21 protein-coding genes and 1 pseudogene are annotated in these 18,930 nt (G+C 61.5%); 12 read left to right on the top strand and 10 right to left on the bottom strand.

Annotated elements, in window-relative coordinates; translation table 11 throughout:
• Positions 1-165 precede the first annotated feature (165 nt).
• Both BM026_RS26910 and BM026_RS26905 read left to right on the top strand, forming a co-directional pair.
• A complete protein-coding gene (locus BM026_RS26910) occupies positions 166-1,089 on the top strand; it encodes an ABC transporter substrate-binding protein (protein ID WP_093513142.1) in 924 nt (307 codons plus the stop codon).
• A 25-nt stretch (positions 1,090-1,114) separates the two neighbouring features.
• Positions 1,115-1,288 (top strand): annotated as a pseudogene (locus BM026_RS26905) (DNA-binding protein); the annotation flags it as partial.
• A 74-nt stretch (positions 1,289-1,362) separates the two neighbouring features.
• On the opposite strand, the gene gudD reads toward BM026_RS26905, so the two are convergent.
• Positions 1,363-2,688 (bottom strand): glucarate dehydratase, encoded by a 1,326-nt coding sequence (gene gudD, locus BM026_RS26900; protein ID WP_093530680.1) that lies wholly within the window; start codon positions 2,686-2,688, stop codon positions 1,363-1,365.
• Between the two features lie 19 nt (positions 2,689-2,707).
• A complete protein-coding gene (locus BM026_RS26895; protein WP_093530725.1) occupies positions 2,708-4,066 on the bottom strand; it encodes an MFS transporter in 1,359 nt (452 codons plus the stop codon).
• A gap of 232 nt (positions 4,067-4,298) precedes the next feature.
• Between BM026_RS26895 and BM026_RS26890 the strand changes: the two genes are divergently transcribed.
• The 4 genes from BM026_RS26890 to BM026_RS26875 all read left to right on the top strand — a co-directional run bounded on the left by BM026_RS26890 (position 4,299) and on the right by BM026_RS26875 (position 8,375).
• Positions 4,299-5,018 (top strand): FadR/GntR family transcriptional regulator, encoded by a 720-nt coding sequence (locus tag BM026_RS26890; RefSeq protein ID WP_071490160.1) that lies wholly within the window; start codon positions 4,299-4,301, stop codon positions 5,016-5,018.
• Positions 5,015-5,710: a tRNA (adenine(22)-N(1))-methyltransferase gene (locus BM026_RS26885; RefSeq protein ID WP_093530678.1), complete on the top strand. Its 696-nt coding sequence runs from the start codon at positions 5,015-5,017 to the stop codon at positions 5,708-5,710. The genes BM026_RS26890 and BM026_RS26885 overlap by 4 nt, the downstream gene beginning before the upstream one ends.
• A gap of 39 nt (positions 5,711-5,749) precedes the next feature.
• A complete protein-coding gene (locus BM026_RS26880) occupies positions 5,750-6,049 on the top strand; it encodes a DUF3144 domain-containing protein (protein ID WP_093124803.1) in 300 nt (99 codons plus the stop codon).
• A 268-nt stretch (positions 6,050-6,317) separates the two neighbouring features.
• On the top strand, positions 6,318-8,375 hold the full coding sequence (locus BM026_RS26875; RefSeq protein ID WP_093530676.1) for a methyl-accepting chemotaxis protein: 2,058 nt from the start codon (positions 6,318-6,320) through the stop codon (positions 8,373-8,375).
• Between the two features lie 173 nt (positions 8,376-8,548).
• Here the strand turns inward: BM026_RS26875 and BM026_RS26870 are convergent, their stop codons facing one another.
• Positions 8,549-8,989, bottom strand: coding sequence for a hotdog fold domain-containing protein (locus BM026_RS26870; RefSeq protein WP_093530674.1), 441 nt, complete (start codon positions 8,987-8,989; stop codon positions 8,549-8,551).
• Between the two features lie 134 nt (positions 8,990-9,123).
• On the opposite strand from BM026_RS26870, the gene BM026_RS26865 reads away from it, so the two are divergent.
• The gene (locus BM026_RS26865) at positions 9,124-9,750 is read left to right on the top strand and encodes a TetR/AcrR family transcriptional regulator (RefSeq protein WP_093530672.1); all 627 of its coding nucleotides are present in this window, start codon (positions 9,124-9,126) and stop codon (positions 9,748-9,750) included.
• On the opposite strand, the gene BM026_RS26860 is transcribed toward BM026_RS26865, so the two are convergent.
• Positions 9,728-10,183, bottom strand: coding sequence for a VOC family protein (locus tag BM026_RS26860; RefSeq protein WP_092250698.1), 456 nt, complete (start codon positions 10,181-10,183; stop codon positions 9,728-9,730). The two genes, BM026_RS26865 and BM026_RS26860, sit on opposite strands and share 23 nt — an antisense overlap.
• Positions 10,184-10,314: 131 nt before the next feature.
• Between BM026_RS26860 and BM026_RS26855 the strand changes: the two genes are divergently transcribed.
• Complete coding sequence (locus BM026_RS26855) at positions 10,315-10,941, top strand: glutathione S-transferase family protein (RefSeq protein WP_092250701.1); 627 nt, start codon at positions 10,315-10,317, stop codon at positions 10,939-10,941.
• On the opposite strand, the gene BM026_RS26850 is transcribed toward BM026_RS26855, so the two are convergent.
• Positions 10,942-11,568, bottom strand: a complete 627-nt coding sequence (locus BM026_RS26850; RefSeq protein ID WP_092250704.1) for a LysE family translocator — start codon at positions 11,566-11,568, stop codon at positions 10,942-10,944.
• 125 nt (positions 11,569-11,693) lie between these two features.
• Between BM026_RS26850 and BM026_RS26845 the strand changes: the two genes are divergently transcribed.
• Positions 11,694-12,419, top strand: coding sequence for a BPL-N domain-containing protein (locus BM026_RS26845; RefSeq protein ID WP_093530670.1), 726 nt, complete (start codon positions 11,694-11,696; stop codon positions 12,417-12,419).
• 141 nt (positions 12,420-12,560) lie between these two features.
• Here BM026_RS26845 and BM026_RS26840 read toward each other — a convergent pair whose 3' ends face one another.
• The 3 genes from BM026_RS26840 to BM026_RS26830 form a co-directional block, all read right to left on the bottom strand.
• Positions 12,561-13,808 carry a hypothetical protein gene (locus BM026_RS26840; RefSeq protein ID WP_093530668.1) on the bottom strand — a complete coding sequence of 416 codons (1,248 nt, stop codon included), beginning with the start codon at positions 13,806-13,808 and terminating at the stop codon, positions 12,561-12,563.
• 69 nt (positions 13,809-13,877) lie between these two features.
• Positions 13,878-14,240: a hypothetical protein gene (locus tag BM026_RS26835; protein WP_092250713.1), complete on the bottom strand. Its 363-nt coding sequence runs from the start codon at positions 14,238-14,240 to the stop codon at positions 13,878-13,880.
• Between the two features lie 97 nt (positions 14,241-14,337).
• Entirely contained in the window at positions 14,338-15,201 is an 864-nt protein-coding gene (locus BM026_RS26830) for a LysR family transcriptional regulator (protein ID WP_093530666.1), read from the bottom strand.
• A gap of 111 nt (positions 15,202-15,312) precedes the next feature.
• Between BM026_RS26830 and BM026_RS26825 the strand changes: the two genes are divergently transcribed.
• A complete protein-coding gene (locus BM026_RS26825; RefSeq protein WP_071490142.1) occupies positions 15,313-15,921 on the top strand; it encodes a LysE family translocator in 609 nt (202 codons plus the stop codon).
• A gap of 14 nt (positions 15,922-15,935) precedes the next feature.
• On the opposite strand, the gene BM026_RS26820 is transcribed toward BM026_RS26825, so the two are convergent.
• Together BM026_RS26820 and BM026_RS26815 are read right to left on the bottom strand one after the other, a co-directional pair.
• The gene (locus BM026_RS26820; RefSeq protein ID WP_256575371.1) at positions 15,936-16,472 is read right to left on the bottom strand and encodes a hypothetical protein; all 537 of its coding nucleotides are present in this window, start codon (positions 16,470-16,472) and stop codon (positions 15,936-15,938) included.
• 39 nt (positions 16,473-16,511) lie between these two features.
• Positions 16,512-16,754, bottom strand: coding sequence for a hypothetical protein (locus BM026_RS26815; protein ID WP_093124968.1), 243 nt, complete (start codon positions 16,752-16,754; stop codon positions 16,512-16,514).
• A gap of 149 nt (positions 16,755-16,903) precedes the next feature.
• Between BM026_RS26815 and BM026_RS26810 the strand changes: the two genes are divergently transcribed.
• Together BM026_RS26810 and BM026_RS26805 are read left to right on the top strand one after the other, a co-directional pair.
• Complete coding sequence (locus tag BM026_RS26810) at positions 16,904-17,587, top strand: hypothetical protein (protein WP_093530723.1); 684 nt, start codon at positions 16,904-16,906, stop codon at positions 17,585-17,587.
• A gap of 228 nt (positions 17,588-17,815) precedes the next feature.
• On the top strand, positions 17,816-18,930 hold a 1,115-nt coding region (locus tag BM026_RS26805), incomplete at its 3' end, for a transposase (RefSeq protein WP_139217584.1).

The raw sequence follows: 18,930 nt of genomic DNA, 5'->3' as shown, positions 1-18,930 counted from the left end.
GAAGGTTTTAATACGAAAAGCAACTAGCGACCTGTGGGACGGTTCTATCGATAGTGCCCAACAGTATTAAACCCCGCGCTTTTATTGCGTTAGCTTCTACCTGACGCGACCAGACTGCATGCCCACAGATGGTTAAACCAACCCTCTAACCCTGTGGGATTTTTCATGATCAACCGTCGAACACTGCTGTCCTTGCTGGGCGTGGCCTCTCTTGTGCTCTATGGTCCGTCGGCCAGCGCCGCCGAGCCGTTGACCCTCGTCGTGGGTGACCAGTTCTTTTCCAACCGCATCGTGCTGGAGCTGTCCGGCGAGCTGGAGGACCTGCCGTACAAAGTCGACTTCAAGCGCTTCAACACCGGTTCCCCGGTAGCCTCGGCCGTGGCCAGCGGCGCGCTGGATGTGGGCATCGTCGGCGACACCCCGGTGATCAGCCTGGCCGCCAACGGCGCACCGGTAAAAGTCGTCGCCAGCACCCAGACCAGCCTTGATGGCGTGGGCATTGTGGCGCGCAAGGGCATTCACTCGGTGGCCGACCTCAAAGGCAAGACCGTCGCCATCTGGAACGGCTCATGGAGCCAGCAACTGGCGTACAAGGCGCTGGATGAAGCGGGGGTGCCGCGCAGCAGCGTCAACTTCAAATACCTGCTGCCGGCCGAGGCCAGCCTGGCGTTGACCCAGGGCGACATCGACGCCTTCGGCACCTGGGAACCCTACGTGTCGTTGCAGGAAAAAGAAGGCAGCACCCTGATCCGCAACGCCAAGGGCCTGATGAGTGCGCCGACCTACATCGTGGCGTATGAGCCGGCCCTGGCGCAGAAAAGCGCGATCATCAAAGACTTCATTGCCCGCCTGACTCGCGCCCGAGCCTGGAGCAACACCCACGTCGATGAATACGCCGAAGCCTGGGCGAAGGCCAACCAGTCGGCGCCGGAAATCGCCAAGGTGTGGTTCAAGCGCGATGCAATCAAGGTGCTGCCGATCTCGCCGACGATTATCAGCGAGGCCCAGGCCACGGCGGACTTTTTGGTGGATGCACAGATGTTGAAGCAGCGGTATGACGTGGCGCCGTTGTTTGATCGGGTGCTTTAAACATCGGGGAAACAAGCGCTCATAAGGTGTGAACAAAGTGGCCGAGGCGGCTGGGGTGAACCGGGAGAGTCTTTATAAAACGTTGAAAGGCGGCTCGAAGACCCGCTACGAGACGATCCAGAAGCTGATGCTGGCCTTGGGCGTCGAGCTGACGGTACAGCCAATTGCAGGAGCGAGCGTGCTCGCGAAGAAAACCTAGGCATTGCGTTTATCCGGAGAGGACGCTTTATCGTTGGCGATCTTCGCGAGCAAGCTCGCTCCTGCAGGAAGGGGTTATCGCACCAGGCAGGGTTGCTTGTTGTTGAAGCGCCACCCCGGAATCAAGAATTGCATCGCCACGCTGTCATCCCGCGCGCCGAGGCCCATGCCTTTGTAGACTTCGTGGGCCTGGGCCACGGCGTCCAGGTCGATCTCCACACCCAGGCCTGGTTTGCTTGGGACCTTCACGTAACCACCTTCGATTTTCAGCGGCGCTTTGGTCAGGCGCTGGCCGTCCTGCCAGATCCAGTGGGTGTCGATGGCGGTGATGTCGCCCGGTGCTGCGGCGGCCACCTGGGTGAACATCGCCAAGGAAATATCGAAGTGGTTATTGGAGTGCGAGCCCCAGGTGAGGCCCCACTCATGGCACATCTGTGCAACACGCACCGAGCCCTGCAGGGTCCAGAAGTGCGGGTCGGCGAGGGGGATGTCGACCGATTGCAGCTGGATCGCGTGGCCCATCTCGCGCCAGTCGGTGGCGATCATATTGGTGGCGGTCTTAAGGCCGGTGGCACGGCGGAATTCGGCCATGACCTCACGACCTGAGTAACCGTTTTCTGCACCACAGGGGTCTTCGGCATAGGCGAGTACGTGGTGCTGGTCGCGGCACAGGCGGATGGCTTCCTTCAGTGACCAGGCGCCGTTCGGGTCGAGGGTGATGCGTGCATCCGGGAAGCGTTCGGCCAGGGCGGTGACCGCTTCGATTTCGGCGTCGCCGCTCAATACGCCGCCTTTGAGCTTGAAGTCGTTGAAGCCGTATTTGGCCTGGGCGGCTTCGGCCAGGCGCACCACGGCGTCGCTGGTCAGGGCCGTTTCATGGCGCAGGCGGAACCAGTCGTCGTCGCTGTCGGCTTCGTTGCGGTAGGCGAGCGTGGTGGCGTTGCGGTCGCCGACATAGAACAGATAGCCGAGCATTTTTACCGCATCGCGCTGCTGTCCTTCGCCGAGCAAGGCCGCCACCGGCACTTCGAGAAACTGGCCCAGCAAATCGAGCAGCGCCGCTTCCATGGCGGTGACGGCATGGATGGTGATGCGCAGGTCAAAGGTCTGCAGGCCGCGACCGGCGGCATCGCGTGAAGCAAAGGCGCTGCGCATCTGGTTGAGGATGCGCTGGTACTGGCCGATGGGCTGGCCGATCACCAGGCTGCGGGCGTCTTCCAGGGTTTCGCGGATGCGCTCGCCGCCGGGCACTTCGCCGACGCCGGTGTTGCCCGAACTGTCCTTGAGGATGACGATATTGCGCGTGAAGTATGGCCCATGGGCGCCGCTGAGGTTGAGCAACATGCTGTCGTGGCCGGCGACGGGGATGACCTGGAAGTGCGTAACGACGGGAGTATTCATGGCAGGTTCCTGACGGGTCTCAAAGTGGTTTGCCGAGGGCGGCGGTGGGCACGCCGCTCGGTGGCTTCAATGCGGCAGAGGGGGCCGTCCTGGCAAAAAACACCAGGATCGCGGCGAACACCGAGGTGCCGGCCAGGCCATAGAGGCCACCCTGGATCGAACCGGTGGTCTGCTCCAGAAAGCCGAAGGTGGTCGGCGCGACGAAGCCGCCCAGGTTACCGATGGAGTTGATCAGCGCGATCACCGCAGCGGCAATGCGCACATCCAGGTAGCCCTGGGGGATCGGCCAGAACAGTGACGACGCCGACTTGAAGCCGATGGCCGCAAAGCAGATCGCCACAAACGCGAAGATAGGCCCGCCGGTGGTCGACATGAACATCCCCGCCGCCGCAATCAGCAGTGCTGCCGCGACCCAGGCCTGCTGGAACTTGAACTTGCCGGACAACGACGCGAAGGCGTACATGGCGATGATCGAGATCAGCCACGGGATCGAGTTGAAGAAACCGACCTGAACATCACTCAAGTCGCCCATCTTCTTGATGATGCTCGGCAGCCAGAACGTGGCGGCATAGATCGTCAGTTGGATGCAGAAATACAACGCGCAGAACAGCAGGATCTGGCGGTCCTTGAGCAGCTTGCCGAGGGTCGGCTTGACGCGGGTGAGGGCTTCGCGGTCGCGTTGTTCCTGGTCGATGGCATTGACCAGTGCGTCCTGTTCCTCGCGGGTCATCCATTTGGCGTCGTGGGGTTTGGAGTCGAGCCAGAACCACACAAAGAACCCCAGCGCCACTGAGGCCAGGCCTTCAATGGCAAACATCCATTGCCAGCCGTGAAAGCCAAACCCTTCGATCTGCAACAGCGCGCCGGAAAGCGGACCGGAAATCAGTGACGCGACCGCCGAGCCACTGAGGAAAATCGCAATGGCTTTACCACGCTCCACACCGGGCAACCAGCGCGTGAAGTAGTAGATCACCCCCGGGAAAAAGCCGGCTTCAGCCACGCCCAGCAAGAAGCGCAGGATGTAGAAGTGGGTTTCGTTCTGAATGAACGCCATCAGCGTGGCGACGATGCCCCAGGTGAACATGATGCGGGTCAGCCAGATACGCGCGCCGACCTTTTGCAGCAGCATATTGGAGGGCACTTCGAAGAGGGCATAGCCGATGAAGAACAACCCGGCACCGAAGCCATACGCCGCTGCGCCGATGCCCAGGTCGTGTTCCATGTGCGTGCGCACAAAACCGATATTGACCCGGTCGATGTAGTTGAGGATGAACATGATCACGAACAGTGGGAGCACATGGCCCTTCACCTTGCTCACGGCGCGCGTGAGGACGGTATCATTTTCGGGTGTGGCAGATGCATGGCTTGAAGTGGTCACCATTCCAGACTCCCCCTGATTGTTTTTATGTGGGTTTGCGTGTCGAGTTGCCAGACATCATACAAGCTGTTTTATTTTTTCTGCAACATCCTTGGATTTTCTTGGTTATAGAGCGCTTTATAAATTGGTTGTCATACAAGTTGGCGATTTTTTGGGCATCAACCACCCCGTAGGCGCGAGGGCCAGGTGGGGATGTTAAGCTTGCGGTTGCTCAACCCTGTGGACGCGTAATATGCCCATCGATAATGGAAGCTCTGTCCGCAGACGCTCCACCAACCTGGCCCAAGGCGTGGTCGACGCGCTGACCCAGCGCATCCTGCTCGGCCAACTCAAACCCGGTGAAAAACTGCCCTCGGAATCCACCATCGTGCACGAGCACGGCGTGAGCCGAACGGTGGTGCGCGAGGCTATCTCCAAGTTGCAGGCGTCCGGCCTGGTCGAGACCCGCCACGGCATCGGCACCTTTGTGTTGGAGCAGCAGGCCCAGCAAGGCTTGCGCCTGCATGTGGACACGGTGGCCAGCGTGCGCAACATGCTGGAGTTACGCCTGGGCCTTGAAGTACAAGCCGTCGCGCTGGCGGCCGTGCGCCGCACCGACGCCCAGTTGGCCCACATGCGCCAGGCGCTGGATGACTACCAGGCTTCCCTGGCCAGTAACGACAGCTGCGTGGAGGAAGACAAACGCTTTCACCAACTGATCGCCGAGGCCACCGGCAACACCTTCTTCACCGAAATCATGCTGCACCTGGGCAATGCGATGATCCCGCGCACCCAGGTCAAGGGCGATGAGCGCGGCGGTGCCGACTTCGCCAGGCTGGGCCAGTTGGCGAACCTGGAACACGAGGCGATCTTCAACGCGATCAAACGCCAGGACCCGGACGCCGCCCGCGCCGCCATGGTGCTGCACCTGACCAACAGCCGCGATCGTTTTTCCGGGGAGCAGGGTCGTTGAACGAACACACCTTATCCCTGCGCCTGGAGCGCGTGGCCGCTAACGTACCGGCGAGTGCGCGGCTGGCCGATATCGGCTCCGATCACGGTTATTTGCCGGTGGCGTTGCTGCGTCGCGGCCTGATCACGGCGGCAGTGGCGGGGGAGGTGGCGACCACGCCATTCCATGCGGCGCAACGTACCGTGCGCGACAACGGTCTGGAACAGCAGGTCACCGTGCGCCTGGCCGATGGGCTGGCGGCCATCGAACCCCATGACGGCATCACCGCTATCAGCGTCTGCGGCATGGGCGGCGAGACGATCCGCGACATTCTTGAAAGCGGCAAACAGTACCTGAGCGGTCAGGAGCGCCTGATCCTGCAACCCAACGGTGGCGAACAACCGCTGCGCCAGTGGCTGATGGACAACGGCTACGCGATCCTCCATGAAGAGCTGCTGCGCGAGAACCGTTTCTACTACGAGATCATCGTCGCCGAGCGCACCGGACCGGTGGCCTACACCGCCGAACAGCTGTACTTCGGCCCCCTGCAAATGCAGGCGCGCAGCCCGGTGTTCCTGGCCAAGTGGCAGCGCCTGTTGCAGCAAAAGCACAAGACCCTGGCCAGCTTCGAGCAGGCGCGGCAGGCTGTGCCGCCAGACAAGTGGCAGGAGATTTCCCAGCAGGCCAGGTGGATCACCGCGCTGCTGGCTTGATCGACCCTCATTCAAACCTGATGACCAAGGAAAACCACCATGGCAGACGCCATCGACCCCACCTTCTACGACCGCGCCGACGCGCATATCGAGCTGTCGAACGCGCAGCTCCAGGCCCACGAAAACCTCGGCCAGGTCAGCGCCTCGATGATGTTTGGCACCACGCGCTTCAACGCCTGGGCGAGTGCGCGCAACTTCAAGTCCGGCGCGGAAATGGCCGATGCACGGGAGGCGATGTTGAAGTACTTCTGCGACCAGTACCGGATGATGCTTGAGGATAATCTGGATGATCACATTAATAACTTCAGCCGGTACATGACCGGACGGACGCAAGGGTAAGCGAGGCTGTCGGCGGGTGAAAATGTAGGAGGGGGCTTGGATTCGTGGCGTGGTTACAAATGTGCGCTCAATGATGGGTGCTTTTGCCCCATTTCAGGGCGCTTTGCGTGCACCATCAGGTGCCAACCCGTCTGTATCCGGCCTCTCTACCAACGGCCCACATCTTGCTAGTGCCTTCCCAATCAATGACATGGCATTTTGCTGTTAGTCATTTCAAGGCTTCGCCCGGCGGTGCACCGCCTGGGTCGTTTTTGGGGAGTGGTCGCACATGCACAGCCTTTTATCACCGGGTATCCGCCTGCTGGGGCGGTTCGGCTTTGCGCGCAAGTTCCAGATTCTATTCTTCCTGTTCATGCTGCCCCTGGCGGGCAGCCTGTGGATGATCGGCTCGGACTATCGCGACAAACTGACCGTGATTTCCAGCGAGCAATCCGGCGTTCGCCAACTGCTGGCCCTGGATGGGCTGGACGGCCAGTTGACGGCCCAGCGCAACCTGGCCTCGCGTTGGAAAGCCGCCGATATCCTGCATGCCCCGACCCCGGCGGCGAAGGCGGCGATGGATAAGGTCGATGCGAACTTCCCACTGATCCTGCAGAGCCTGCAAGCCCTGGGGGATTCACTCAAGGCCCGGAATGCCGGCGCCGACGTGCTGGCCCGCTTCGATGCGTTGCAGGCCACGGTCAAGGGCATGGACTCCCAGTCCCTGCGTACCGTGGGCTGGTGGCCGGACGGTTACGACCGTTTCACCTCGGCCCTGACCGCCATGCAAACCCTGCGCGAACAGATCACCCTGGACGCCGGCCTGATTCTCGACCCGTGGCTGGAAACCTACCTGTTGATGCAGATTTCCACCCAGTACACACCGGACCTGATCGAGCGCATCGGGCGCATGGCCAGTGTCGGCCAGTCGTCCATCGCCTCGGGGCAATTCACCTTGCAAAGCCGTTTGCAGATGCGTGACCTGCGCGGCCGTATCGGCGATGCGCGGGACCAATTGGTCAAGGCGGCGGCCGCGCTCAAGGCCAAGCAATATGCCGGCCTGGAACCCTGGACCACCCAGTACGACACCAGCCTGCAACGCCTGGACAACGAACTCAAAGTGCTCGACGACGGCGTGTTCGGCGGCACCATCAAGCTTGACACCGCGGCCTTCGAAACCAGTGTCGACGGCATGCTCGACAGCCTGGGCGCGCTGCGTAACCAGTCCCTCGACTCGCTGGATGCGCGCCTGGGTCACTACCGTGACCGTTCGTTGCAGAAATTTGTCCCCGTCGCGGCCCTATTCAGCCTGCTGGCCCTGGCCGCGTTGTACCTGTTCATGTGCCTGCAAGCCTCGATCCGCCGCAGCGCCAGCGGCATCACCACCCTGGCCGAGTCCCTGCGCGACGGCAACCTGTGCGTGGAGGTGGCGGTGGAAGGGCGCGACGAACTCGCGGCCATCAGCACCGCGCTGAACGTGGCGGTGGTGCAACTGCGCACCAGCCTGCTGGGGGTCAATCACGAGACGCAGCAACTCGGCTCGGCGGTGCTCACCCTCAATTCGCAATCGGGCAGCACCCTTACCGAAGTCGAAGACCAGCAACACCAAATCAGCCAGATTGCCGCCGCCGCGACCCAGCTGGCCGCCACTTCCCTGGGCGTCGCCAAAAGCTGCGAGCACGCCTCGGGCAGTGCCCAGCAGACCCGGCGTATTGCCGAAGACAGCAGCCGTGACAGCCAGCGCACCACGGCCAGCATCCAGCAACTCAACCAACGCCTGACTGATACCGCCGATGCCCTGGAGCAAGTCAGCCAGCAGGGCCAGCAGATTCAGTCGGTGGTCGACACCATTCGCGGCATCGCCGAACAGACCAACCTGCTGGCCCTCAACGCCGCCATCGAAGCCGCGCGCGCCGGCGAGCAGGGCCGTGGTTTTGCGGTGGTGGCCGATGAAGTGCGCAGTTTGTCGCAGCGCACCCAGGCCTCCACCGCACAGATCGCCGGTACCGTGGACAGCCTGCGCGCCACGGTCAGCCAGGCGGTCACCCTGATGGGCGCCGCGTGTGAACAAGCGCTGGCGGATGCGGAGTCCGTCACCGGGCTGGGCACCCGTCTGGGCGAGATCGCCGGGGCGGTGCAGCAGGTGACCGACACCCTGGCGCAGATCGCCACCGCCGTCGAGGAACAAGCGGCGACGGCGGATGAAGTGAGCGGCAACATCCAGCAAGTGGACCAGGCCGCCGGACGCTTGCTCGACGGTGCGCGGGCAGTGAACCGCGCAGCCGATACCCTGAGCAAAGGCAGCCAGGCACTGAGTGACAACACTGCGCGGTTCCGCCTGGGCTGAGCTGTCTTCCAAACAAACCAGATCCAATGTGGGAGGGGGCTTGCCCCCGATTGCGGTGTACCAGTCAACAGATTCAGCGACTGACACACCGCATTCGGGAGCAAGCCCCCTCCCACATGTTGTCCTGCGCTGTTTTCAGCACCGGGTCAGGTCCTCCTCCTGCGGCCGTGTCCTCAGGCGATCTTCACATTCATGGTGATCTTCGCCGTAAACACCTTCATCCCGCCCTCATCGAAAATATCCACCGGCACGATCTTGTCGCCAGCCGTTGCCCAGTCAATGCAACTGCCATCCGCCACCGCACGGATGTTCGACTTGGCCTTCGCCAGGTACTCCACGGTCATGCCCTTGGGAATCCATCTGGCGCCTTGGGCAATCGACACATCCGTCATCGTCCCACCGGCCAATTCCGCCGCGTTGCACAACGCAATGGCATGCACCGAGGCCAGGTGGTTGGTGATTTCCTTGCGAAACGGCACGTTGACCACCGCATGGCCTGGGCGCAGTTCGACGATTTCAGGGTTGATGGTGCTGAAGTAGGGCGCCACCTGGCAGGCCATCTGGCTGAAGGCGGCTGGGCCTACGCTGTTGAACATGCTGAGAAACTGACTCATGGATTTCCTCCTGATAGGGTTACAGAATAATATTCTGTGGCAGAACAATATTCTGTTAATTCTAAAGGTGTCAAGCCATGCCTTCTCTAGCGGCTGCTGTAGCTTTAGACTCCGCACATTTGGCGAGCGACTTCATGCACGCACCTGACCTGATCGAGCGCACCTTCCCGGGCCGGCGCAGCGACCTCAAGCGCAGCATCCTGCGCGAGGCCCTGGCCTGCTTTAACGAAGTGGGTATTGAAGCCACGAACATCGAAACCATCCGCGCGCGGTGCGACACCAGCGTGGGCGCCATCTACCACCATTTCGGCAGCAAGGAAGGCATCGTCGCCGCGCTGTTTTTTGCCGCGCTGGAGGACCAGGCCGCCCTGCGTGAGCACTACCTGACGCAGGCGCAAACCGCCCAGGCAGGTGTGCAAGCGTTGGTGTGCAGCTATGTGGAGTGGGTGGACGCGCAACCCGACTGGGCGCGCTTTGTGTTCCAGAGCCGTTTCGCCGTGGCCAACGGCCCGTTCAAGGATGAATTGCTCACCCGCAACAAACAGCGCAATCGGCAATTGACCGAGTGGATGAGCGAGGAGGGTCGCGCTGAAGCGTTCAGCCACATTCCCGCCGAGCTTTTGCTATCGCTGATCATTGGCGCGGCAGAAAACTACGCCCGGGCGTGGTTGTCCGGGCGGGTCAAGAACAGTCCGAATGCCTATGCGTCGTTGTTGGCCCAGGCGGCGTGGGCGTCGATCAGCCAAACGCCTCCACAATAAACGCCTCGAGTGTCTTCTCTTCCAGGATCTCCATGGAAAAGTTCCCGAAGCGCTTGGGTAGCCAGATAATGCGCCCGCCGGAAGGCGACTGCAGGTTCTCGCGGGCCAGGGGCACGCCGTTTTCATTCTCGGGCTGCACACCGGCGGCGATCAGCTCGTCATAGGCGACCTCGATGTCCGGTGTGGTGTAGCAGTGACGGTAAATCATGCCTTCGCCGTGGGCGTCCAACAGCTCGCGCAGATTCCCGGCAATCGGCTGCACCAGCATGAACCGCTCTTGCCCCATCAGCACCACGGCATAACGCACATGCAAACCGCCGCGTTCCCACACAAAGGTCTTGGAGATGCGTGCCTTGAGGATGTTTGCGTAATAGGCGCAGGCCTCCTCGAGGTTTTCGACCAGTATGTCGACGTGACTGAACTTCAGGTCCATGGCGGAACTCCTGTGGATTCGATCCCCATGGTAACCACGAGTGTTTGTCGCGTTGAAATTTAATTGTCGGCACTCCCGGACGCTGGCGTAGTCTGTTTCCAAGACATCCCTCTCGCCCTGCGGAGCACGCCATGATCATCGTCCATCACCTCAACAACTCACGTTCGCAACGCATCCTGTGGCTGCTCGAAGAACTCGGCCTGCCTTACGAGATCAAGCGCTACCAGCGCGACCCGAAAACCAACCTGGCGCCGCCGGAACTCAAGGCCATCCACCCGCTGGGCAAATCCCCGGTGATCGAAGACGGCGGCCAGGTGCTGATTGAATCCGCCGCGATCATCGACTACTTGATCCGCCATCACGGCCAGGGCCGCCTGCAACCGGACCCAACCAGCGCCGCCTATGACACCTACGTGCAGTGGCTGCACTTCGCCGAAGGCTCGGCTATGTTGCCGCTGATGCTCAACCTCTATGTTGGCCGCCTGGGTGAAGCCGGCGCGCCGTTGCATCCGCGTATCGAATCGGAAGTGGCCAACTATTTGGGTTACCTGAACGACGTGCTGGCCGATAAAGCGTACCTGCTGGGCGACGAGCTGAGCGGTGCGGATATCCAGATGAGCTTTATCGGCGAAATCGCCAAGGCCCAGGGCAAGTTGCAGGCTTACCCGCACCTGGCGGCGTGGGTAGAAAAATTCCAGGCCCGACCTGCCTATCGCAAGGCGGTGGAGCAGGGTGGGGAATATGCGTTTGCTAAGTGACTAACGCTGTTGCAACGCGACCTTCAGCCCCAGCCCCATAAACAGCGTGCCGATGATTTTTCCTTCCCAGCGCCGCAGTTTGGACAGCCCCTTGATGCCTCGGCTCAAGGGGCGGATGGCGAGGGCGAGCAGGCTGGTGTACACCGCGCTGAGCACCGAGAAAATCAAACCCAGCACCGCGAACTGCACCAGCGATGAGCCGGCTTCCGGGTGCACGAATTGCGGCAGGAATGCCAGGAAGAAAATCGCGGTTTTCGGGTTGAGCAACTCGGCACCGACCGCCTGGAAAAACGCCTGGCGCGGCGTGACTGTAGGCAACGTCAGCCCTTTTTGTGTGCCGGTCTTGGCCGTGAACGCACGGATGCCCAGGTAGATCAGGTAAGCCGCGCCGGCCCATTTCACCGCGTTGAACGCGGTGGCCGAGGTCATCAGGATCGCCGATAACCCCAGCGCCGCGCCCAGTGTATGCAGCAGGTCGCCGCACGCCACCCCCAGGCCGGTGGCGACCCCGACCTTGCGGCCGCCCTGCACGGTGCGGGTGATCACCAGCAACACCGACGGGCCGGGGATCAGGAACAGGCCGATCACGACGGCGATATAGGTGATGAGGGCTGCGAGTTCAAACATGATGGGCACTCTCGGAACGGGGCTCGACCGCCAGTTATCCCCAACTCAACGTCGTTTACAACTGTTAACGGATTCAACGGCGCAATCGCTATAGGCTTTGCGTGGTCCTTCAGGAGTCCTTGACCATGAACCTGCGAGCTGTCGTCGCCACGTTGTTTGCCTTTGCCCTTTTGCTGCCGTCACCGGCCGAAGCCTCGGCGCCTATCACCCGTGTCGCCATCTACCGTGGCCCGGCAGGCTGCGATGATTGTTCGGAAAACGTGGCAAAGGCCCTGCAGCGCATCAACCCCAACTACCGTATCGACTTCGTGGGCGCCGACGAGCCCATCGACATAACCCCGCAAACCCTGGCGCGCTACGACCTCTACGTGCAACCCGGCGGCGGCCAGGACATCCCCGGCGCCCTGCGCAGCCTGGGCGATGCGCGCAGCGAGGCGATCCGCGATTACGTGGCCAACGGCGGGCGCTACCTGGGCTTGTGCATGGGTGCCTACCTGGCGGATGACAGCAACCTCGGCCTGATTCCGGTGGACCTCGACGGCGAAGCCGGTCGCCCCGGTTTCGAAGTGCCCGACAGCGCCGACGCAGCCGTGCAGGTCACTTGGGACGGCAAGCCTGACCAGGTGTTCTTCCAGGACGGGCCTTTCTTCCCCAAGGTCGCGCCCTATGCGGCCATCGCCACCTACCGCAACGGCGACGTCGCGGCGGCGCGGTATACCTTCGAGAAAGGCGTAGTGATACTGAGCGGCCCCCATCCGGAAGCCAGTGCGCAGTGGTTCGAGAACGCCGACATCCCGTTGAGCAAAATGCCCCGGGGCGACCTGTTTGGTTCGCTCATACGGCACTTCTAACCGTCTCTCCATTCCTTGTGGTGAGCGGGCTCATTGTGGTGGACAGGCCCGTTCATCACACGTTGAGTACGACTGCGGCTAAAACACAATGGGCGATCAGCCGGCGCGTCGGTGTGTTCTTGCGTGGCGTGGAGCGCCTAATCAGCGCACCACATCCAGCGTCTGGATTTCATTCACATAGTGGGTCTGGCTCGACGTCGACTCCAGCGTCAGGGCCACCCCCAGGTCCTCGATAAACGCGCGCGACGATGTGTAGCCGTCCTGCTCGCACGCCAGCCGGATGGCATCGCCCGTCAACGATGCAAACACCTGGCGCGCCGGGAAGCGCTCGCCGACCTTGCAGGTCAAGGTGGTCTCGGTCGGTTTGTCGGTGGGCTTGACCGGCACATTGGCCATCTTCAGGTGCGCACTCAGGGTCTGGCCCGCTGCCCAACTGGTCGGCAGTTTTACCTCGGCCTCGCGGGTCTGCAGCACCTGGCCTTCGCCTACACCGTTCATTTTCGATTTCAGCTGGATCAGGTCCGCCAACATCAGTCGGTCCACATTGAAGGCGCTGCCGTAGGCCTCATTCTTGACCAGCAAACCGCCCTCGGCCTTGAACCGGATGGTGATCGGCGCGTCCTTGCCCGCGGCATTCCTCGACAGGTAGGTGTAGCTCAACGTCTTGAACCTGGGCTGCAACAACGGCGCATCGAGGCCCTGTAGCACAGTGGGCGGCACCGGCACATCGGCGAGATTGGTGTCGGCCACTGTACGCGGGTAATCGACCGGCGCAATGTCCGGCCGCAGCAGCGCGACCAGGCCGGGAGTCACACCGCCCTGCACCGAACAACTCACACGGGAGTGCTTGCCCTCCGGTTCCACGATCAGCACCCGCTCCACATTGCGCAGCCCTGGCGCCTTGCCCGGCATCGGCTTGATCGCCTGCCAGCTGTTGCCCACCTTGAGCTCGCTGCGGGTGTATTGCCCTTCGCCTTTTTGCAGCGCAGCGGGTTGGTCCAGCAGTGCGGCAAAGCGCTGGGCGACCTCATCAATGTTGCCGTCCACCGTGAAACCCCAGAAGTAATACAGGCCCAACGGGCCGAGATCGCTGACCTCATCGTTGTAGGACAGCAACTTCAAACCGGCGATGGCCGGCGCGCTCACCGGCACTGCGGTGGCCTTGGGGTCGGTGCGATCGCGCACCGCGATCCAGCTGAAGTCCTTCTCTTGCTTGAGCGGCGCGTAGGCCTGCCAGGCGTCACGGTGGGTGTTCAGGCTGCTGAAAAAACTCGCGTCGCAGCGGGTGAAGGCCTTGAGGGTGTCGACCAGGGCGGCGTCTTCGGCGTGGGCCATCGAAGGCGACAGCAGGGCAGACGCGAGCAGGGCAGCGGAAAGCGGCAACTTCATGGGGCGGGATTTCCTTTTCAGCGGGCGGAGAGCAGGGCGAGGCATTATCCAGCAGTTGGGCGCCAGGCTCTAGTTGGCTGAGCGGGTGAGGCGCAAACGCCAATTGCCGCCGTGCTGGGTTTGGCAGGCTTCTTCGGAGTCAAGTTGAACGCAGCGCGGCAACGGCACGGGTGGGATGTCGGCGTCGTGCAGGGCCGCGGCTGTGAGTTCGCGGATGCGTGCGTCCAACCCGGTCGCCACCGCGTTGTCTTTATTGGCGCGGGTGTCGAAGACCCAGGTGATGCGCAGGCTTTGAGGGAAGTCGGCGTAGTTGACCGTGTGGGTCAGCCATTCAAACCCCGGGATTTCAGCCTTCGCCGTTTCGCAGGCGTCAGTCAGTGCAGCGACCAGTTGGCGTTCGATACCAACGGTTTCACGTTTGGACAGGGCCATTTATAGCTCCGAATGCAGATCAATTGTAGGAGCTGTCGAGCTTCAGCGAGGCTGCTATGGGATCACCTCGGTGTCCAGATAGCGCGACGCGCCAGGGCTACGCCTGAGCTCTAAGCGCACTGATGATAAACCCATGCAGGCTGCTGACCGCCTCGGACCCGCGCGAAGCCCGGCTACGTAGAATCGACACCTCCATCGGTTCGATAGCGCCCAGGCCGTGTTCGCTGCTCAAGACCTGCAACGATGGATTCACGGTGCACTGAGTAATCGCCGCTATCGCCAGCCCCCCTTCCACGGCGGCGAGCTGGCCGGCCAGGCTGGAGCTGTTGTACACCACCTTGAACTGGCGGCCCTGTTGCGCCAGTGAATTCACCGCATACCGGCGCGCCAGGCTTTCGCTTTCGTAGACGGCGATAGGCACCGGGTCGCGGCGCCACAGCTCGAATTGCGCGGAGCCGACCCACACCATCGGCTCCTTGAACAGAAACGTCCCTGTGTGCGGCGAGTCCCTGGACACCAGCGCAAGATCAAGGTCGCCGCTGCGCAAACGCGGGATCAGGGCGGTCGACTGTTCACAGGTCAGCTCGATGTCGACCCCCGCATAACGCGGCGCAAAACGTTTGAGCAGCGGCGTGAGGTACTTGGCTGCGTAATCCTCGGCCACCCCCAGGCGGATGCGCCCGGTCAACGCCTCGCCGTGAAACGCTGCCTGGGTCTCGGCGTGCAGGGCGAGCATGCGACGGGCATAGCCCAGCAGTGTCTGGCCGTCATCGGTCAGTTGCAGGTGTCGCGGGCCACGGTTGAGCAAGGGCCGGCCCAGGGCAGCCTCGAGTTTTTTCATCTGCATGCTGACGGCGGACTGTGAGCGGTTCACCTCATAGGCCGCTCCCGACAGCGAACCGGCATCCACCACGGCGACGAAGCACTTGAGCCAATCGATCTGCAAATCGCTGGAAGACACGGCGGTTACCTCTATTCGTTAATCGAATGGCTGCGACGTGAATTATGCGCTTTTCACGGTCGTTGTTCATTTGCAAGATAGCAGTCAAAACCACCCATTGCGGACTTGATCATGCCCTTCGAGACCTGGTTGCTCTACCTGATCACCTGCTGCGGGATATCCGTGGTGCCAGGCCCGAATGCGTTGCTGGCGCTGACCCATGGCGCGCTGCACGGCAGTCGCAGAACCCTGTTCACCATCAGCGGCGGCGTGCTCGGCTTTGCCTTGGTACTTGCGCTGTGCGCGCTGGGCCTGGGCGCACTGATCCAGGCCTCGGCCACCGCGTTCACGGCTTTGAAGATTGCCGGCGGGCTCTACCTGATCTGGCTGGGCTACGGACTGTGGCGCGCCGCCCCCGTCAGCCTGGAAACAGCGGCCACTTCCAGCCTGCGACGCTGGTCGCTGTTCCGCCAAGGGTTGGTCTCGGCCCTCTCCAACCCCAAGGCGTTGCTGCTGTTTACCGCGTTTATCCCACCCTTCCTCGACCCCCACAGAAACATCATCACGCAGACCGCCATCATCGCGCTGACCTACGCCGTGGTGGAGTTCGTGGTCGAATACCTGGTGGCCAGCGCCGCGCACCGGGTGCGGCCATGGTTGGCTCGCACCGGGCGGCGGTTCAATAAAGTCTGTGGTGGGTTCTTTGTGTTGTTCGGGGTGGCGTTGCCGTTGCATAGCTGAGGGCGAGACATGGCTCAGAAGTTATCGCCCCAATTGCACAACTTGCTCTCACCCAACGGCACCCGAGTGCCCTCAATCTTGCCGACCAACATGCGCTTGAGCGTCACCCCGCACTTATAGCGACCCGCTGCATCCAGTTCATAGTCCACCCCCGCCTCAGGCACGAAAGTGAACATGTTGTAGCAACGATTGCCGATGTAGTGAAACGCGATGGGCTGCCCGGCCGGCACCCGCAGTTCGCTCATCACCGTGCCATCCGAATACCGCTCCACGGGCGCCATGCCCAGGCTTTCGCCGTTGCGGTCTGCATAGCCCTCTCGGTTGGCGACCATCACCCCCGCGCCGGGCAGGCGGAAGTTGATGCAATTGGAGTTGGGCACAGCGCGCACCATGCCATCGCTCATCACACGCAGGCGCACGGTTTCAGCGCTGGTGGGCGTGGCGTAGGGCGTGGAGAACGAGCGCACATCCGTCAACGCGCCGCAGCCGGTGAGGGCGGCGAGGAGGGGGAGGCAGATGAGTGGCTTGAACGGGCGCGGGGAGTTGAGCATGGTGTCGATTCCATTCGTAAGGGGGGTCGATAAGCGGGGTCAGGCAACCGAAGCACTTAGCCGTTGCCACTCACTCCAGCAGTCTTCGGCGACGATATCTGGATAACCTCGCTCGGTTTCCATCGCCAGCGCGGTGCTGAACGGCAGCGCGATACAGGTGGCTGCATCGCGGATTTCACACACTTCGGCTTCGGTCAGCGGCGTGCCTTTTTTCGCCTCGGCGGCGGTGAATACAGCCACAAGGGCGGGGACAAAAACCAGGCATAGCGGATCGGTGGACATCGAGTGCTTCCCTGTGTGAGCGGCGCAAAAGGCGCCAGTGTAAACGTGGGGCGGGTGCTTGGGGGAGGGCGTATTCAATATCTCGCCCGCGCTGTCGATAACCTCTGCTGATGTGATCAACAGGAACGCCGTGCGCAGGAAGCCAGATGATGATTTTTGATGTCAATCGCTATGCCCAGATCTACTACCAGAATATCCAGCCCTCACCGGGTAACGACTACCCCCGACTCAAGGCGTGGGAGTTTCTCTATGAATACATCTGGGACGAATCCCGCCCTCGCTGGGCTGACCTCATCAGCGAAGAACAGATCGACACCACCGCCCTGCATATCGGCTTCTACCTGGCGAACTGGGGGATGTTCCGTGGCTCCTCGGGCCTGCTGCAGAACAGCAACCTGGACCTGATGAAAGCCTTGGCCAAGCGCCTTTTTACCGGCCAGGGGCCGGAGTTGTTTGAACTGTCCCTGGTTAATTTCGCACCCGGCGCACCGGACCTGGCGTACAACCAAGCCCTATTGGACAGCGTATTGGCCTCCATGGAGACCTTGGCCACCAACGTCTCCTGGACCGACACCCTCAAGACCAAAATCCTGATGGGGGTCTGGGGAGAGTGCCCGGCGCTGGACCGTTTCTACATTGCCGCCTGCCGCGATCTGTTCCCACGTCGCGCGTTCATCACCATCGCCAGCGGGAAGGGGCTGACGGCGTTGGCGGGCGTGGTGGAGCAACTGAATCCTTCACCCCTGCCGTTGAAAACGGGGCGTCTGGAACTGCCGTATCCTACGGCGCGGGTGATGGATATGGCGTTGTTTCAGTATGGGCTTGGGTTGTAAGCCTTGTGTGGAAAACGCAGAAATAGGGGGCAGACCATCATTATTGAAAACGTGGTCTGACCCCCACGGAGAATGCGGTGGAGGTGTTGGGGTGAGGGAGGGGGAAGTTTTCTGCTGCGGAGGAGGGAGCGGAGGACTGTGGGCTATCGGCCGATTCTGTTGAAAAAGTAGCTCCCCCGTCTGGCCTGCGGCAAAATTCTCGCATCGGCCAGCAGGGAAGCACGCAGCATGATGGGACAGTTATCGAGTGGGCAGGAGCGACTGTTTTACTCGTTCAACCTTGAAGATCACATCCCCGCCAATCACCTTCTGCGCAGCATTGATCAGTGTCTCGATCTGAGCGACCTGCGCCATCACCTCGCCGATTTTTACAGCCCAATTGGGCGTCCTTCGATTGACCCAGAGTTGATGATCCGCATGCTGATCGTGGGCTATTGCTACGGTATTCGCTCCGAGCGGCGGCTGTGCGAAGAGGCTCATTTGAACCTGGCGTATCGCTGGTTCTGCCGGTTAAGTCTTGAAGATGAAGTCCCCAATCACTCGACCTTTTCCAAAAATAGACACGGCCGTTTTCGGGACAGCGATCTGTTTCGCTGGCTGTTCAATGAAGTGCTGCGTCGTTGCATGGACGCCGGCCTGGTCAAAGGCGAAGGCTTTGCCGTGGACGCCAGCATCATCAAGGCGGATGCGAGTCGGCAGCGCGACGTACCGGGTGATGAACAGGTCAACTGGAGCGATCCGGCCCTGAGCACCCGTGCCGTACGTGAGTACCTTGAAGCCCTCGATGAAGAGGTTCTGGCCGAAACGCTACCGAAGCGCCTATCGCTGACTGATCCTCAAGCCCGCTGGACCGCAGCTCCAGGTGGCCCAGCGTTCTACGCTTACTCCACGAATTATCTGATCGATACCGAGCACGGCGTGATCATGGATGTGGAACCCACACCTGCTCATCGCACGGCCGAAGTCGAGAGCACCAAGACGATGATCGACCGGGTCGAAGCGCAGTTCGACATCAAGCCGGAACGCCTCATTGGCGACACCGCTTACGGTACCGCGTCGATGCTGGCCTGGATGTTGGAGGAAAAGGACATCGAGCCACATGTGCCGGTGTGGGACAAAACCGAACGCAAGAACGACAGTTTTTCGAGCAACGATTTCCACTGGAATGAAGAGGCTGAGGAATACTGCTGCCCGGCTGGCAATGCATTACGTAGCGAATGGCGAGCCTTCAAGAACGAGCGTTCGCACGTCACCAAAGCCAACACCATTATCTTCCGATCCAGGCAGACCGACTGCGTTGCCTGTCCGATGAAAGCCAAGTGCTGCCCGAACACTGCGTTCCG

This window comes from Pseudomonas sp. NFPP24 (assembly GCF_900112095.1).
In the GTDB taxonomy this organism is placed as follows: Bacteria; Pseudomonadota; Gammaproteobacteria; order Pseudomonadales; family Pseudomonadaceae; genus Aquipseudomonas; species Aquipseudomonas extremorientalis.
The sequence above is the reverse complement of the archived record's forward strand: the minus strand, read 5'-3'. Positions and strand labels throughout refer to the sequence as shown.

Excerpts from the sequence above, each read along its gene's own strand:
- BM026_RS26865 (WP_093530672.1), top strand. The coding sequence starts at position 9,124 with ATGCACGCACCTGACCTGATCGAGCGCACCTTCCCGGGCCGGCGCAGC.
- BM026_RS26875 (WP_093530676.1), top strand. The coding sequence starts at position 6,318 with ATGCACAGCCTTTTATCACCGGGTATCCGCCTGCTGGGGCGGTTCGGC.
- BM026_RS26835 (WP_092250713.1), bottom strand. The coding sequence starts at position 14,240 with ATGGCCCTGTCCAAACGTGAAACCGTTGGTATCGAACGCCAACTGGTC.
- BM026_RS26890 (WP_071490160.1), top strand. The coding sequence starts at position 4,299 with ATGCCCATCGATAATGGAAGCTCTGTCCGCAGACGCTCCACCAACCTG.
- BM026_RS26860 (WP_092250698.1), bottom strand. The coding sequence starts at position 10,183 with ATGGACCTGAAGTTCAGTCACGTCGACATACTGGTCGAAAACCTCGAG.
- BM026_RS26810 (WP_093530723.1), top strand. The coding sequence starts at position 16,904 with ATGATTTTTGATGTCAATCGCTATGCCCAGATCTACTACCAGAATATC.
- BM026_RS26870 (WP_093530674.1), bottom strand. The coding sequence starts at position 8,989 with ATGAGTCAGTTTCTCAGCATGTTCAACAGCGTAGGCCCAGCCGCCTTC.
- BM026_RS26840 (WP_093530668.1), bottom strand. The coding sequence starts at position 13,808 with ATGAAGTTGCCGCTTTCCGCTGCCCTGCTCGCGTCTGCCCTGCTGTCG.
- BM026_RS26820 (WP_256575371.1), bottom strand. The coding sequence starts at position 16,472 with ATGCTCAACTCCCCGCGCCCGTTCAAGCCACTCATCTGCCTCCCCCTC.
- BM026_RS26855 (WP_092250701.1), top strand. The coding sequence starts at position 10,315 with ATGATCATCGTCCATCACCTCAACAACTCACGTTCGCAACGCATCCTG.
- BM026_RS26880 (WP_093124803.1), top strand. The coding sequence starts at position 5,750 with ATGGCAGACGCCATCGACCCCACCTTCTACGACCGCGCCGACGCGCAT.
- BM026_RS26825 (WP_071490142.1), top strand. The coding sequence starts at position 15,313 with ATGCCCTTCGAGACCTGGTTGCTCTACCTGATCACCTGCTGCGGGATA.
- BM026_RS26850 (WP_092250704.1), bottom strand. The coding sequence starts at position 11,568 with ATGTTTGAACTCGCAGCCCTCATCACCTATATCGCCGTCGTGATCGGC.
- gudD (WP_093530680.1), bottom strand. The coding sequence starts at position 2,688 with ATGAATACTCCCGTCGTTACGCACTTCCAGGTCATCCCCGTCGCCGGC.
- BM026_RS26815 (WP_093124968.1), bottom strand. The coding sequence starts at position 16,754 with ATGTCCACCGATCCGCTATGCCTGGTTTTTGTCCCCGCCCTTGTGGCT.
- BM026_RS26845 (WP_093530670.1), top strand. The coding sequence starts at position 11,694 with ATGAACCTGCGAGCTGTCGTCGCCACGTTGTTTGCCTTTGCCCTTTTG.
- BM026_RS26910 (WP_093513142.1), top strand. The coding sequence starts at position 166 with ATGATCAACCGTCGAACACTGCTGTCCTTGCTGGGCGTGGCCTCTCTT.